Source organism: Streptacidiphilus sp. MAP5-3 (genome assembly GCF_041262505.1).
Lineage (GTDB): Bacteria > Actinomycetota > Actinomycetes > Streptomycetales > Streptomycetaceae > Streptacidiphilus.
The window spans coordinates 77,719-92,053 of sequence record NZ_JBGCCL010000014.1 but is presented as its reverse complement, the minus strand read 5'-3'; the positions used below and the strand labels follow the sequence as shown (position 1 = coordinate 92,053).

Below are 14,335 nucleotides of genomic sequence, written 5' to 3'. Positions count from 1 at the left end.
GATGCCTCGTAAGGGCCCCGCCCCGAAGCGCCCGGTCATCATCGACCCGGTTTACGGCTCCCCTGTGGTGACCCAGCTCGTCAACAAGATCCTCCTGCACGGCAAGCGCTCCACCGCCGAGCGCATCGTGTACGGCGCCCTCGAGGGCGTCCGCGAGAAGACCGGCAACGACCCGGTGGTCGCGCTCAAGCGCGCCCTGGAGAACGTCAAGCCGACTCTCGAGGTCAAGTCCCGCCGCGTCGGTGGCGCCACCTACCAGGTGCCGGTCGAGGTCAAGCCGGGCCGCGCCAACACGCTGGCCCTGCGCTGGCTGGTCGGGTACTCCCGCGCCCGTCGCGAGAAGACCATGACCGAGCGTCTGCTCAACGAGATCCTGGACGCCAGCAACGGTCTGGGCGCCTCCGTGAAGCGTCGCGAGGACACCCACAAGATGGCCGAGTCCAACAAGGCCTTCGCGCACTACCGCTGGTAGTCCGAACCCCGTCAGAACCAAGAAAGAGAGAGACTGGCCACCATGGCTGCAACCTCCCTTGACCTCGCCAGGGTCCGCAACATCGGGATCATGGCGCACATCGACGCGGGCAAGACCACCACGACCGAGCGCATCCTGTTCTACACCGGTGTGTCTTACAAGATCGGTGAGGTCCACGACGGCGCTGCCACGATGGACTGGATGGAGCAGGAGCAGGAGCGCGGCATCACGATCACGTCGGCCGCGACGACCTGTCACTGGGCCGTCGACGGCGTCGACAACACCATCAACATCATCGACACCCCGGGTCACGTCGACTTCACCGTCGAGGTGGAGCGTTCGCTCCGCGTGCTCGACGGCGCCGTGACGGTGTTCGACGGTGTGGCCGGTGTCGAGCCGCAGTCCGAGACGGTGTGGCGTCAGGCCGACCGTTACGGCGTCCCGCGCATCTGCTTCGTGAACAAGCTGGACCGCACCGGCGCGGAGTTCTTCCGCTGTGTCGACTCCATCGTCGACCGCCTGAGCGCGACCCCGCTGGTCATGCAGCTGCCGATCGGTGCGGAGTCCGACTTCACCGGTGTCGTCGACCTGGTCACGATGAAGGCTCTGGTCTGGTCCGCCGAGGCGACCAAGGGCGAGATGTACGACGTCGTCGACATCCCGGCCTCGCACACCGAGCTCGCCGAGGAGTACCGGGCCAAGCTGCTCGAGACCTCCGCGGAGGGCGACGACGAGCTGATGGAGCTCTTCCTCGAGGGCCAGGAGCCCACCGAGGAGCAGCTCATCGCCGGTATCCGTCGTGGCACGCTCGCCAGCAACTTCACCCCGGTCTTCTGTGGCACCGCGTTCAAGAACAAGGGCGTCCAGCCCCTGCTCGACGCGGTCGTGAAGTACCTGCCGTCGCCGCTGGACGTCGAGTCCATCGTCGGCCACAAGCCGGGCGACGAGTCGGTCGAGGTCATCCGCCACGCGTCGGACGACGAGCCGCTGTCGGCTCTGGCGTTCAAGATCATGTCCGACCCGCACCTGGGCAAGCTCACCTTCGTCCGCGTGTACTCCGGGCGTCTCGAGGCCGGCACCGCCGTCCTCAACTCGGTGAAGGGCCGCAAGGAGCGCATCGGCAAGATCTACCGCATGCACGCGAACAAGCGTGAGGAGATCGACTCGGTGGGCGCCGGCGACATCGTCGCCGTCATGGGCCTCAAGCAGACCACCACCGGTGAGACGCTGAGCGACGACAAGAACCAGGTGATCCTGGAGTCCATGGACTTCCCGGCCCCGGTCATCCGTGTCGCGATCGAGCCCAAGTCCAAGGGTGACCAGGAGAAGCTGGGTGTCGCCATCCAGCGTCTCGCGGAGGAGGACCCCTCCTTCCAGGTCAACACGGACGAGGAGACCGGCCAGACCATCATCGCGGGTATGGGCGAGCTGCACCTCGAGGTGCTGGTCGACCGTATGAAGCGTGAGTTCAAGGTCGAGGCCAACGTCGGCAAGCCGCAGGTCGCGTACCGCGAGACGATCCGCAAGGCCGTCGAGCGCATTGACTACACCCACAAGAAGCAGACGGGTGGCTCCGGTCAGTTCGCCAAGGTCCAGATCGCGATCGAGCCGCTGGAGTCCGGTGAGGGCTACGAGTTCGTGAACGCCGTCACCGGTGGTCGCGTGCCTCGTGAGTACATCCCCTCGGTCGACGCCGGTGCGCAGGAGGCCATGGAGTTCGGCATCCTCGCCGGCTACCCGCTCCAGGGTGTCCGCGTGACGCTGCTGGACGGTGCGTCGCACGACGTCGACTCCTCCGAGCTCGCGTTCAAGATCGCCGGTTCGATGGCGTTCAAGGAGGGTGCCCGCAAGGCGTCCCCCGTGCTGCTCGAGCCGATGATGGCCGTCGAGGTGACCACGCCCGAGGACTACATGGGCGACGTCATCGGCGACATCAACTCGCGCCGTGGCCAGATCCAGGCCATGGACGAGCGTCACGGCGCCCGCGTCGTCAAGGCGCTGGTCCCGCTGTCCGAGATGTTCGGCTACGTCGGTGACCTGCGCAGCAAGACCTCGGGTCGCGCAAGCTACTCCATGCAGTTCGACTCGTACGCCGAGGTTCCCAAGAACGTGGCGGAAGAGATCGTGGCAAAGGCCAAGGGCGAGTAAGTACCTCGCATACCGGGACTTTCCGGTGCGAAACCTCGCATAGGCTGTACGGAGGTGGTCCTGGGGTCCGCGGAACATGCGGACCCCGGGCTCCTTCGGCCCCCCACCCCAGACCACCTGACGTCGAACGGCGTACAGAAACTGTCCTCAGGAGGACCCCAAGTGGCTAAGGCCAAGTTCGAGCGGAACAAGCCGCACGTCAACATCGGCACCATCGGTCACATTGACCACGGCAAGACGACGCTGACTGCCGCGATCACCAAGGTGCTGCACGACGCGTACCCGGAGATCAACCCCTTCACGCCGTTCGACCAGATCGACAAGGCGCCGGAGGAGCGTCAGCGCGGTATCACGATCTCCATCGCGCACGTCGAGTACCAGACCGAGGCGCGTCACTACGCCCACGTCGACTGCCCGGGTCACGCGGACTACATCAAGAACATGATCACCGGTGCCGCCCAGATGGACGGCGCGATCCTGGTCGTGGCCGCCACCGACGGCCCGATGCCGCAGACCAAGGAGCACGTCCTCCTGGCCCGCCAGGTCGGCGTCCCCTACATCGTTGTCGCCCTGAACAAGGCCGACATGGTGGACGACGAGGAGATCCTGGAGCTCGTCGAGCTCGAGGTCCGCGAGCTGCTCTCCGAGTACGAGTTCCCGGGCGACGACCTGCCGGTCATCCGCGTCTCCGCGCTGAAGGCGCTGGAGGGCGACAAGGAGTGGGGCGAGAAGCTCCTCGGCCTGATGCACGCGGTCGACGAGGCCATCCCGACCCCGGACCGCGACGTCGACAAGCCGTTCCTGATGCCGATCGAGGACGTCTTCACGATCACCGGTCGTGGCACCGTCGTCACCGGTCGTATCGAGCGTGGCGTCCTCAAGGTCAACGAGACTGTCGACATCATCGGCATCAAGGAGACCAAGACCACCACCACGGTCACCGGCATCGAGATGTTCCGCAAGCTGCTCGACGAGGGCCAGGCTGGTGAGAACGTCGGTCTGCTGCTCCGTGGCATCAAGCGCGAGGACGTCGAGCGCGGCCAGGTCATCATCAAGCCGGGTTCGGTCACGCCGCACACCGACTTCGAGGCCCAGGCGTACATCCTGTCGAAGGACGAGGGTGGCCGCCACACCCCGTTCTTCAACAACTACCGCCCGCAGTTCTACTTCCGTACCACGGACGTGACCGGCGTCGTGACCCTCCCCGAGGGCACCGAGATGGTCATGCCGGGCGACAACACCGCCATGACGGTCGCGCTGATCCAGCCGATCGCCATGGAGGAGGGCCTGAAGTTCGCCATCCGTGAGGGTGGTCGTACCGTGGGCGCCGGCCAGGTCACCAAGATCATCAAGTAATTGACGATCTGTTGATCTGAGTCACCACTCAGCAACGCAAGAAGCCCCCCGCCAGTACTGCTGGCGGGGGGCTTCTTTGTGTGGTGCGGAGTGCCGTGCGGAGTGTGGTGAGACGGGTCGGTTGCCACACCCGGGGGTGCGTGCGACGTCCCCGCCGGCCTCAGTGCATGCGGGTGAGCAGAAAGACCGAGAGGCCGGAGACCAGCTTGCGCAGCGCCTCGCGGTAGTGGGCGTGGAGGACCTTCGCCTCCGCCTTCGGAACCGCGGTGAAGGGGTTCACCACGTGGCCGCCGTCGGCGACGAGCCACAGGCGGGGTTCGTCGCCCAGGCAGCGCGCGGGCGTCGCGCACGCGATGCCCCAGAGGTCGTTGCGCTCCTCCGCGGTCGTCCCGGCGAAGACGTCGACGGGCTTGTCGCCGGCCGGGAGGTAGTACGGCACGCCGGTCTGGATCTCCCACCACTGCGCGTAGCCGTAGCCGTAGACGATGCCGTCACCCGGGCGGTAGCCCGCCGCGACGACATCCGCCGCCGCGCGGTAGTCCAGCGCGGTGAACGGTGCGGCCTGCGGGTACTGGTAGCGGTTGTGCGAGAGCGTCCCGTGCAGCGCGCGCTGGTCCGGGACGACGACGACGGCGAGCGCCAGCGCGACGGGCAGCGCGTAGCGCAGCCGCAGGGTCGCCAGGGACGCGCCGGCCAGCAGGGCCACCGCGGGGATCAGGAAGAAGAGGTACTTGGGCATCACGTACGACACCGAGCCGTACGATAGCGCCCACACCGCGCAGAACGGCACCAGCGTCATCACCGCCGCCATCGCGAGCTCCGCCCGGCGGCGGACCCGCCAGCCGAGCAGGACGACGATCGCGACCAGGGCCACCACGAGCCCGGTGGAGCAGAGGATCTGCGGCCAGAGCGTGGCCAGGTCGCGCACCGTCGGCTTGGGGATCCAGGAGATCTGACGCGTCGCCTGGTTCTCGCCCAGCGTGACGACGGGGATCAGCACCACCCCGGCGAGTGCTCCCGCGCCCAGGAAGCCGATCCAGCGGGCACGGCCGCCCTCCCGGCGCAGCGCGAGCGCGACCAGCGCGGCGTGACCGGCCAGGTAGGCCAGCGAGACCAGGTTCGAGTAGCCGGAGAGGGCGAGCGCACCCGCGTAGCAGAGCCAGCGGAGCGCGGTGGGACGTTCGAGTGCGCGCAGCAGCAGGAGCAGTGCCAGCGCGGACGCGAGGACGACCATGCCGTAGTCCCGCGCCTCCTGGCCGTAGCGTCCGATCGCCGGGACCAGGGCGTAGACCAGCCCGGTCAGCAGACCGGTGCGGTAGTCGAAGAGGCGCCGGGCCGCCAGGGCGGTGCAGGCCGCGCCGGCGGTCATCGCCAGGGCGGAGGGCAGCCGGAGGGCGGCGGGGGAGTCGCCGACAAGAGTCACCCAGAAGTGGACACCCAGGTAGTACAGACCGTGGACGGCGTCCACGTGCTGCACCGTCTGCAGGATCTTTCCAGCAGGACGGGTGACGACGCTGATCGTGGCCAGCTCGTCCTGCCACATCACCGGGTTGCCGAGACGGTAGAGCGTGGTCAGCAGGGTGACCAGCACGGGGAGCAGCCACACGGGACCGAGCAGTCTGCGGCCCATGAGGGAGCGCACGGATTGGGGCACGGGGGTCCTTCACAAGTCCTGCCCGGCTCTCCGCAGCTCTCCTGTGAGGTCCTGGTGCTCGGTCCGGGGTCAGCCACAAAGCCTAACCGGCCAAGGTCGGGAAGCCTGTGGGATCAAGTTCGGGATGCTGCGAGGATCAGTTGAGAACTCACGGCCGCCGGGAGTGTCGACGAGCGCGCGAAAGCACGGAAAGCTACCGGGTTGGCCGCGGTCGGTATGCTTCGCCCCGAGGGTGCCCTCCGCCCACGCAGGAGCTCGCGCGCGCCCGGCAGGCCGCCCGTCCGGACCCCAACCGATTTGGTGCCTTTATCGTGACCACTCTCGACATCATGCTGCCGTACTACGGCGACGTCGCTCTGATGCAGACCGCCGTGCGCAGTGTCATCGCCCAGACGGACCGGGACTGGCGGCTGGTCGTGGTCGACGACGGCAAGGAACCAGGGGTGCCGGAGTGGTTCGCCGAGCTCGGCGACGCTCGGGTGAGCTACCAGCGCAACGAGAAGAACCTCGGGGTCGTCGGGAACTACCAGAAGTGCCTGGGCCTGGTCGAGGCCGAGCACTTCGTGATGATGGGCACCGACGACGTCATGCTGCCCAACTACGTCGCAACGGTCCGCGCCGCCCTGGCCGCGCACCCGGGGACGGCGATCGTGCAGCCCGGCGTCGAGGTGATCGACTCCGACGGGAAGCCCAGCAACACGCTGGTCGACGAGGCCAAGCGCCGTATCTACGCCCCCAGGATCCAGGGCCGACGGCTGCTCGGCGGCGAGGCGCTCGCGGCCAACCTGCTGCGCGGCAACTGGCTCTACTTCCCGGCGCTGTGCTGGCGCACGGACGCGGTGCGCAAGTGGGGGTTCCGTGAGGGTCTGGAGATCATCCAGGACCTGGCGCTGATCGTCGACCTGATCCAGGACGGCGAGCAGCTGCTGGTCGACGAGACCCTCTGCTTCCAGTACCGGCGGCACGCGGTGAGCGTCTCCTCCGCCAAGGCCTTCAGCGGGTACCGCTTCGAGGAGTCCGCGCAGTACTTCGCCGACGTCGCCGACCGGCTCGACGCCCACGGCTGGCCGCGCGCGGCGAAGGCGGCCCGGACGCACCTCTCCTCGCGCATCCACGCGCTCACGCTGCTGCCGGGCGCGCTGCGGACCGGGCAGCGTGACGGTGCGCGTGCCCTGCTGCGGCACGCCGCAGCCTCCGGCCGTCGGCCCTGACGCACGGCCTGACCGGCCCACCGCCTGACCGGGCATGATCCGCGGCTCCGCCGCATCACGAACCACCTTTGGAGAAGCAGGTATGTCGAACAGCGTGGCGGTCCTCGGCGGCACCGGCTTCATCGGCCGTGCCCTGGCCGAGGAGCTGGTCCAGGGCGGCAGGCAGGTGCTGGTCGTCGCCCGCCGCGAGCCCGAGGTCCCGGTCCCGGGACGGTTCCGGGCCTTCGACCTGGTCGCCGGGACCGCCGCCGACCTGGCCGAGCTGCTGTGCGAGGAGCAGGTGTCCGCGGTGGTCAACGCCGCGGGCGGCATGTGGGGCCTGACGGACGAGCAGATGGTCGACGCCAACGTCACCATGGTCAAGCGCGTGCTCGACGCGATCGCGCTGCTGCCGGAGCAGGTCCGCTTCGTCCAGCTCGGTTCGGTCCACGAGTACGGGCTGGCGCCGATCGGCACGCTCCAGGCCGAGGGCGACGAGCCGCAGCCGGTGATGGCCTACGGCCGGTTGAAGGTGCAGGCCACCGAGCTGGTCCAGGCCGCCGCGAAGGGCGGTGCCCAGGCCGTGGCGCTGCGGGTGGGCAACGTCGTCGGCGCCGGACAGCCGGGACACAGCCTGCTGGGCGTGATGGCCGCCAAGCTGGCCGCCGCCGAGGCCGCGGGCGAGACCGCCGCGCTCACCCTCGCGCCGCTGACCGCGCAGCGGGACTTCGTGGACCTGGACGACGTCGTCGACGCGGTGGTCGTCGCGCTGGACGCCACCGGCGTCGACTGGGCGGCGGAGCCGGTGCTCAACGTGGGCCGTGGCGAGGGTGTCTCCGCCCGGCAGATGGTCGAGCTGCTCATCGCCGCATCCGGCGTGCCGGTGGACGTCACCGAGGACCCGGGCCCGGCGGGCGCCGGACCCGAGACGGACTGGCAGTGCCTTGATGTCACACTGGTGCGTCGCGTGCTCGGCTGGGAGGCGCGCCGGTCGCTGGCGGAGTCCGTCGCGGCGCTGTGGAAGGCGGAGGGAAGCCGCAATGGCTGAGACCATAGCTGCCGCTCCGGCGGGCAGGACCCGTGCGTGGTGGCGCACCCGTGGCACGCTCGGTGAGCTGTTGTCCGGCCGCGCGAACGGCTTCGGCCTGATCCGTCTGGCGTTGGCCCTGTCCGTCGTGGTCTCGCACAGCAACCCGGTCGGCTACGGCCGCCTGGACGTGGGCTCCCAGCTCTTCGGCAACCAGGTGGACCTCGGCAAGATGGCCGTGGTCGGCTTCTTCGCCATCTCCGGCTTCATGATCACCGGCAGCGGCAAGCGGCTGGGCATCGGCCGCTACGCCTGGCACCGGGCGCTGCGCATCCTGCCGGCCCTCTGGGTCTGCATCGTGCTCACCGCCTTCGTACTGGCGCCGTTCCTCTACCACTGGCAGCACGGCTCGCTGACGGGCTTCTGGACCGCCAAGTACGGGCCGTTCCAGTACATCGAGGGCATGTGGAACACCTCGATCGGCAGCGGCTACGACATCTCCGGGATCATGACCACCGGGATCCACCGCCACACCAACTTCAACGGGGCCTTCGACGGCGCCCTCTGGTCGCTGAAGTACGAGATCTTCTGCTACGTCATCGTGGGCATCCTGGCCGCGGGCGGTGTGCTGACGCGGGCCCGGAAGACGGTGGCGCTGGTGACCGTCGGGCTCTGGATCATGATCCTGATGAACCTGATCGACGCCAAGGGCTGGCGCGGCGCTCCCAGCGAGGGCAGCACCGCCTGGAACATGCCGGTGCTCGGCTGGCTCAGCAGCCACTACGTGATCTACCTGGGCTTCGTCTTCCTGCTCGGCGCGACGTTCCAGCTCTACAAGGAGCGGGTGCCGGTCAACGACCTGCTGGCCCTGGGCTCGCTGGTCGCGCTGGTCGGATCGCTGCTGCTGGGCGGCTTCTTCGTGATCGGCTACCCCGCCTTCGCCTACCTGGTGATCTGGGGCGGCGTGCGGATGCCCAAGCAGCTGCACTGGGTCGGCCGCAAGAACGACTACTCCTACGGCATCTACATCTACGGGTTCCCCGTACTGCAGACGCTGCTGATGATGCACTTCACCCGGTACGGCCACTACGCCTACGTGCTGGCCGCGATGGCCATCACCTGGGCGCTCGCCTGGCTCTCCTGGCACCTGGTGGAGGACCGCGCCATGAGTCTGCGGAACTGGACCCCGGCTCCGCTGCTGCGCTGGCTGAACGCACGCCAACGGGCACGCGAAGAGGCCGTCCTCGCCAGGGGAGCAACGGCTCCCGCAGCGACGGCGGCCTCCGGTTCGGCGTCGGATCAGGCCTCGGCGACCGAGGTCAGCGCTGCCGCAGTGAAGCAGTGAACGCGCGACAGGCTTCGTAGTCGGGCAGCAGACCGGCGGCCTCGGCCTCAGCGAGGGTCGGGGCCGCCGTGTCCTTGGCGGACAGCTGCGGCGCGTCGGCGGGCCACTCGATGGCCAGCGTCGGGTCGAGCGGGTGGATGCCGTGCTCGCCGGTCGGGTTGTACGTCTCCGAGCAGAGGTACGACAGCGTCGCGTCGTCGCTCAGCGCGCAGAAGCCGTGGCCGAGGCCCTCGGAGATGTACACCGCACGACGGTCGGCGTCGTCCAGGCGGACGCCCTCCCACTGGCCGAAGGTGGGGGAGCCCACCCGCAGGTCGACGATGATGTCGAGCACCGCGCCGCGCACGCAGGTCACGTACTTGGCCTGGCCGGGCGGGACGTCGGCGAAGTGGATGCCGCGGACCACGCCGGCCGCGGAGACCGACATGTTGCCCTGCGCCAGCCGCAGCGGGTGGCCCACAGCCTCGGCCAGGTGGTCGAAGCGGTACCACTCCATGAACATGCCGCGCGGGTCACCGTGCTGTACGGGGGTGACCTCCCAGGCGCCCTCGATGCTCAGCGGGCGGATCTTCATGCGGTGAGCCCTTCGTCCAGCAGGTTCAGCAGGTAGGTGCCGTAGCCGCTCTTGACCAGCGGCTCGGCGAGGGCGCGCAGCTGCGCCTCGTCGATGTAGCCCATGCGCCAGGCGATCTCCTCGACGCAGCCGATCTTGAAGCCCTGCCGCTGCTCGATGACCCGGACGTACTCGGAGGCCTGGACCATCGAGTCGTGGGTGCCGGTGTCGAGCCACGCGGTACCGCGGTCCAGCACGGTGACGGTCAGTCGGTCACGGCGCAGGTAGGCGTCGTTGACGGCGGTGATCTCCAGCTCGCCGCGGGCGCTGGGCTTGAGGTTCCGGGCGATCTCGACGACCTCGGAGTCGTAGAAGTAGAGGCCCGGCACCGCGTAGCGGGACTTGGGCTTCTCCGGCTTCTCCTCGATGGAGATGACCTTGCCCTCGCTGTCGAACTCGACCACGCCGAGTGCGCTCGGGTCCGCCACCGGGTAGGCGAAGACCCGGCCGCCGACCAGGCCCTTGTTCTCCCGCAGCCGGGTGCCCAGGCCACTGCCGTGGAAGATGTTGTCGCCCAGGATCAGCGCCACCGGCTCGTCGCCGATGAAGTCCGCGCCCAGCACGAACGCCTGGGCGATGCCCTCGGGGCGTTCCTGGACGACGTAGCTCAGCTGCATGCCCCACTGGGAGCCGTCGCCGAGCAGGCGCTTGAACTGGTCCTGGTCCTCCGGGGTGGTGATGACGAGCACCTCGGAGATGCCTGCCATCATCAGCGTGGACAGCGGGTAGTAGATCATCGGTTTGTCGAAGACGGGGAGCAGCTGCTTGGAGACCGCCCTGGTCAGAGGCCAGAGACGGGAGCCCGTTCCACCGGCGAGAAGAATGCCGCGCATGCCGCCACTCTATGGCCTCCTCCCGGAGGGGCCCTCCCGCCGGGTTGCGGATGTTCGCGGACTGTGACGAAGGGGAGAAGGCTCGGCGGCAGCTGGCCTCGGGCTCAGGCGGTCCGGCTATGCTGACCGGACTATGCGCATTCTTGTCACCGGCGGTGCCGGGTTCATCGGCTCCGAGTTCGTCCGCCAGCTCCTCTCGGCACCCGGTCCGCTGCAGGGCGCCCAGGTCACGGTGTTCGACAAGCTCACCTACTCCGGCGTCCTGGCGAACCTGGACCCGGTGGCCGACCACGCGGACTACAGCTTCGTCCGCGGCGACATCTGCGACGCCGAGGCCGTCGACCAGGTCATGGCCGGTCACGACGCCGTGGTGCACTTCGCCGCCGAGTCCCACGTCGACCGCTCCATCGCGGGCGCGGGACCGTTCGTGACCACCAATGTGCTGGGCACCCAGGTGCTGCTGGACGCCGCGCGCAAGCACGGCGTCGGCCGCTTCCTGCACGTCTCCACCGACGAGGTCTACGGCTCGATCGACGAGGGCTCCTGGACGGAGGAGTGGCCGCTGGCGCCGAACTCCCCGTACTCCGCCTCCAAGGCGGGCTCCGACCTGCTTGCGCTGGCCTACCATCGCACCCACGGCATGGACGTGGTGGTGACCCGCTGCTCCAACAACTACGGGCACTACCAGTTCCCGGAGAAGGTCATCCCGCTGTTCACCACCAACCTCATCGACGGCAGGAAGGTGCCGCTGTACGGCGCGGGCGGCAACATCCGCGACTGGCTGCACGTCTCGGACCACTGCCGCGGCATCGCCCTGGCGCTGGCCAAGGGCCGTGCCGGTGAGGTCTACAACATCGGCGGCGGCACCGAGATCACCAACAAGGAGCTGACCGGCCTGCTGCTGGGGGCCGCCGGAGCCGGTTGGGACATGGTCGAGCGCGTCGCCGACCGCAAGGGCCACGACCTGCGCTACTCCCTGGACATCACCAAGATCTCCGAGGAGCTCGGCTACACCCCGCAGGTGAGCTTCGAGCAGGGCCTGGCCGACACCATCGCCTGGTACCGCGAGAACCGCGCCTGGTGGGAGCCGCTCAAGGCGAAGGCAGCGCTGGAGCAGTGAGCGAGGCCGCCGCCGCGAGCTCGGCCCCGGCCGCGCGGAGCGGCCCGTTCGCCCGGATCCTCAGCGTCATCCCGCCCGGCACCCACCTGGTGATCGGCGGGACGCTGATCCTCGGCCTGGCCTCCTACGCGCAGATCGCCATCAACGGCCACGCGCTCGGCCCGGTTCCGCGCGCGGCCGTCTCGGAGCTCTGGTCGCTGGCGATGACGCTGAGCCTCGGGCTGTTTTTCCCGGTCGAGCAGGAGCTCACCCGGGTCGTCGCCGCGCGTCAGGTCCGCGGCGAGGGCGTGCGGCCGGTGTTCCGTCGGGCGGCGCTGTTCACCGGCGGCCTGCTGGCGCTGCTCTGCGCGGTCCTGGCGGCCACCGCAGGGCCGGTCGCGCACCGGTTCTTCGGCGGCGACACCGGTCTGGTCTGGGCGTTCGCCGCGACGCTGGTCGGCATGGGCCTGGTCTTCATGACCCGCGGCGTGCTGGCCGGGCTCGGCCTCTTCGACTCCTACGGGATCTCGCTGGCCCTCGACGGCGGGCTGCGCATCGTGATCGCCCTCGCGCTGGTGCTGGCCGGCGTGCACGAGGCGATCTACTACGGCCTGGTGATGGCGGTCGCGCCGCTGCTGGCCATGCTGTTGACGTTGCGTCCCGCCCGGCGCGGTTCGCTGCCGGGACCGCAGATGCCCTGGCCGGAGCTGTCGCAGAACCTCACCACGATGATGGGCGCCTCGATCCTGGCGCAGGTCGTGGTCAACGCTCCGGTGGTGGCCCTGGCGCTGCTGGCGCAGAACGACGCCAACCTGACCTTCGCGGTGCTCAGCGCGGGTGTGCTGTGCCGGATTCCGCTCTTCGTCTTCGGCTCGCTGCAGCCGACGCTGATGACCGGGCTGTCCACGGCGGCGACGTCGGGGGACCGGGCCGGGTTCCGGAAGATGCTGCTGCGGACCTGTGGCGTGATCACCGGGCTGGGCGTGCTGGGCGGTCTGCCGTCGGTTCTGCTCGGTTCTTGGCTGATTCACACCTTCCTGAACGCTCCCGACGTCCTGCACATGCTGGACTTCTTCTGGTTCGCCGCCGGGACCATGGCCTACATGTTGGCACTGGTGCTCGGACAGGCACTGATGGCCGTCGGGCGGCACCGGCTCCAGCTGCTCGGTTGGGTGGTGGGAACCGTGGCGCTCGTCGGTGCGACATTCCTACCGGGGGGTGCTTCGACGCGGGTGGAGTTCGCGTACTTCACCGGCTCGGTGGTCACCGCGGGGGTCCTTCTGGTACTGCTGTCGCGCGTGTCCGGTGGCCGTGAGGCCGCCGACGCCCGTGACGCGGAACCCGTCGCCACTCGCTAGGATTCCCTACGCCCCATCTGAAAGGCTCCCCGCCGTGCAACTCTCCGTACTCACCTCGATCAGCAGCGTGCTGGTGATCGGGTGCATCCTGGAGCTGCTGCGCCGCCAGCAGCTGCGGGAGAAGTACGCAGCGATCTGGATCACGATCGGCATCGTGGTCACGCCGATCGGCTTCTTCCCCTCGCTGCTGAACGGCGTCGCCCACCGCCTCGGTGTGGCCAACGGGGCCAGCCTGGTGCTCTTCTGCGGTTTCCTCCTGGTGCTGTTGGTCTGCCTGCACCTGAGCTGGGAGGCGAGCCGCCTCGAGGCGGAGACGCGCACTCTTTCGGAGGACATCGCCCTGGTCCGCACGCAGCTGGACCAGCACGCCGCGGAGCTCGCCGAGCTCCGCGACCGGCAGGAGCAGGGGCAGCCGCGGGAGGTGCGGGCCTGATGGGCGACAGTGTGATCGACACCGCAGCACTGGACGGCAAGCGGGTCCTGCTGATCCTGCCGGCCTGGAACGAGGCGGAGGGCCTGCCCTTCATACTCAAGGAGATCCAGGAGAAGCTCCCCGGAGTGGACACCCTGGTGGTGGACGACGGCTCCGCCGACACCACGGCCCGCGTGGCCGCGGCCTCCGGCGCCACCGCCGTGGCGCGGCTCCCGTACAACCTGGGTGTCGGCGGCGCGATGCGCCTCGGCTACCGCTACGCCTACGAGCACGACTACGACGTCGCGATCCAGTGCGACTCGGACGGCCAGCACGACCCCGGCTACGTCCCCGCCCTGGTCCAGGCGCTGGAGTCGGCGGACCTGGTCATCGGGGCCCGCTTCGCGGGAGAGGGCGCCTACTCGGTGCGCGGCCCGCGTGCCTGGGCGATGAAGCTGCTCTCCACGGTGCTGTCCCGGATCGCGCGCACCCGGCTCACCGACACCACGTCCGGTTTCAAGGCCTGCAACCGGAGCATGATCGCCCTCTTCGCCCACTGGTACCCGGTCGAGTACCTGGGCGACACGATCGAGTCCCTGGTCGGCGCGGTCCGCTGCGGCTTCGTCGTGCGGCAGATCCCGGTCGCCATGCGCGAGCGCACCACCGGCACGCCGAGCGCCTCGCCCATAAAGGCGACGATCTACCTCGGCCGGGCCGGCTTCGTGCTGCTGCTGGCCATGATCCGCCGGATGCCGAAGATTCCCGACCACGAGCAGCCGACCGCCCGGCTGGCGAGCGCCACCGCCGAGTGAGCAGCGGGAACTGACC

General features: G+C 69.1%; 13 protein-coding genes. 10 read left to right on the top strand and 3 right to left on the bottom strand.

Going from position 1 to position 14,335, the window contains the following annotated elements; genetic code table 11:
* Nucleotide 1: 1 nt before the first annotated feature.
* From rpsG to tuf, 3 genes are all read left to right on the top strand, one after another.
* Nucleotides 2-472, top strand: coding sequence for a 30S ribosomal protein S7 (gene rpsG / locus ABH928_RS21465; RefSeq protein WP_037605734.1), 471 nt, complete (start codon nt 2-4; stop codon nt 470-472).
* A gap of 42 nt (nt 473-514) precedes the next feature.
* Nucleotides 515-2,620 carry an elongation factor G gene (fusA, locus tag ABH928_RS21460; protein WP_370068855.1) on the top strand — a complete coding sequence of 702 codons (2,106 nt, stop codon included), beginning with the start codon at nt 515-517 and terminating at the stop codon, nt 2,618-2,620.
* Between the two features lie 162 nt (nt 2,621-2,782).
* Nucleotides 2,783-3,976, top strand: a complete 1,194-nt coding sequence (tuf, locus tag ABH928_RS21455; protein WP_370068853.1) for an elongation factor Tu — start codon at nt 2,783-2,785, stop codon at nt 3,974-3,976.
* 160 nt (nt 3,977-4,136) lie between these two features.
* Here the strand turns inward: tuf and ABH928_RS21450 are convergent, their stop codons facing one another.
* Nucleotides 4,137-5,630 carry a glycosyltransferase family 39 protein gene (locus ABH928_RS21450; protein ID WP_370068851.1) on the bottom strand — a complete coding sequence of 498 codons (1,494 nt, stop codon included), beginning with the start codon at nt 5,628-5,630 and terminating at the stop codon, nt 4,137-4,139.
* Between the two features lie 311 nt (nt 5,631-5,941).
* Here ABH928_RS21450 and ABH928_RS21445 point away from each other — a divergent pair, with 311 nt between their 5' ends.
* The 3 genes from ABH928_RS21445 to ABH928_RS21435 all read left to right on the top strand — a co-directional run bounded on the left by ABH928_RS21445 (nt 5,942) and on the right by ABH928_RS21435 (nt 9,192).
* Nucleotides 5,942-6,841 carry a glycosyltransferase family 2 protein gene (locus tag ABH928_RS21445; protein WP_370068849.1) on the top strand — a complete coding sequence of 300 codons (900 nt, stop codon included), beginning with the start codon at nt 5,942-5,944 and terminating at the stop codon, nt 6,839-6,841.
* 82 nt (nt 6,842-6,923) lie between these two features.
* Nucleotides 6,924-7,868: an NAD-dependent epimerase/dehydratase family protein gene (locus tag ABH928_RS21440; RefSeq protein ID WP_370068847.1), complete on the top strand. Its 945-nt coding sequence runs from the start codon at nt 6,924-6,926 to the stop codon at nt 7,866-7,868.
* Nucleotides 7,861-9,192, top strand: a complete 1,332-nt coding sequence (locus tag ABH928_RS21435; protein WP_370068845.1) for an acyltransferase family protein — start codon at nt 7,861-7,863, stop codon at nt 9,190-9,192. Before ABH928_RS21440 ends, ABH928_RS21435 begins: the two co-directional genes overlap by 8 nt.
* On the opposite strand, the gene rfbC is transcribed toward ABH928_RS21435, so the two are convergent.
* Nucleotides 9,167-9,766, bottom strand: coding sequence for a dTDP-4-dehydrorhamnose 3,5-epimerase (rfbC, locus tag ABH928_RS21430; RefSeq protein WP_370068843.1), 600 nt, complete (start codon nt 9,764-9,766; stop codon nt 9,167-9,169). The genes ABH928_RS21435 and rfbC overlap by 26 nt on opposite strands.
* Nucleotides 9,763-10,638, bottom strand: a complete 876-nt coding sequence (gene rfbA, locus ABH928_RS21425) for a glucose-1-phosphate thymidylyltransferase RfbA (protein ID WP_370068841.1) — start codon at nt 10,636-10,638, stop codon at nt 9,763-9,765. The genes rfbC and rfbA overlap by 4 nt, the downstream gene beginning before the upstream one ends.
* 133 nt (nt 10,639-10,771) lie before the next feature.
* Here rfbA and rfbB point away from each other — a divergent pair, with 133 nt between their 5' ends.
* The 4 genes from rfbB to ABH928_RS21405 are packed head-to-tail and all read left to right on the top strand — an operon-like array spanning nt 10,772 to nt 14,319.
* Nucleotides 10,772-11,758, top strand: coding sequence for a dTDP-glucose 4,6-dehydratase (gene rfbB / locus ABH928_RS21420; protein WP_370068839.1), 987 nt, complete (start codon nt 10,772-10,774; stop codon nt 11,756-11,758).
* Nucleotides 11,755-13,095: a lipopolysaccharide biosynthesis protein gene (locus tag ABH928_RS21415; RefSeq protein WP_370068837.1), complete on the top strand. Its 1,341-nt coding sequence runs from the start codon at nt 11,755-11,757 to the stop codon at nt 13,093-13,095. Before rfbB ends, ABH928_RS21415 begins: the two co-directional genes overlap by 4 nt.
* Before the next feature lie 34 nt (nt 13,096-13,129).
* Nucleotides 13,130-13,528: a DUF2304 family protein gene (locus ABH928_RS21410; RefSeq protein WP_196193118.1), complete on the top strand. Its 399-nt coding sequence runs from the start codon at nt 13,130-13,132 to the stop codon at nt 13,526-13,528.
* Nucleotides 13,528-14,319 carry a glycosyltransferase family 2 protein gene (locus ABH928_RS21405; protein ID WP_370068835.1) on the top strand — a complete coding sequence of 264 codons (792 nt, stop codon included), beginning with the start codon at nt 13,528-13,530 and terminating at the stop codon, nt 14,317-14,319. The genes ABH928_RS21410 and ABH928_RS21405 overlap by 1 nt, the downstream gene beginning before the upstream one ends.
* Nucleotides 14,320-14,335 lie beyond the last annotated feature (16 nt).

What these genes read in the sequence shown, in the direction of transcription:
- rpsG (WP_037605734.1), top strand. Translation starts at nt 2, where the DNA reads ATGCCTCGTAAGGGCCCCGCCCCGAAGCGCCCGGTCATCATCGACCCG.
- fusA (WP_370068855.1), top strand. Translation starts at nt 515, where the DNA reads ATGGCTGCAACCTCCCTTGACCTCGCCAGGGTCCGCAACATCGGGATC.
- ABH928_RS21440 (WP_370068847.1), top strand. Translation starts at nt 6,924, where the DNA reads ATGTCGAACAGCGTGGCGGTCCTCGGCGGCACCGGCTTCATCGGCCGT.
- ABH928_RS21435 (WP_370068845.1), top strand. Translation starts at nt 7,861, where the DNA reads ATGGCTGAGACCATAGCTGCCGCTCCGGCGGGCAGGACCCGTGCGTGG.
- rfbC (WP_370068843.1), bottom strand. Translation starts at nt 9,766, where the DNA reads ATGAAGATCCGCCCGCTGAGCATCGAGGGCGCCTGGGAGGTCACCCCC.
- rfbA (WP_370068841.1), bottom strand. Translation starts at nt 10,638, where the DNA reads ATGCGCGGCATTCTTCTCGCCGGTGGAACGGGCTCCCGTCTCTGGCCT.
- rfbB (WP_370068839.1), top strand. Translation starts at nt 10,772, where the DNA reads ATGCGCATTCTTGTCACCGGCGGTGCCGGGTTCATCGGCTCCGAGTTC.
- ABH928_RS21405 (WP_370068835.1), top strand. Translation starts at nt 13,528, where the DNA reads ATGGGCGACAGTGTGATCGACACCGCAGCACTGGACGGCAAGCGGGTC.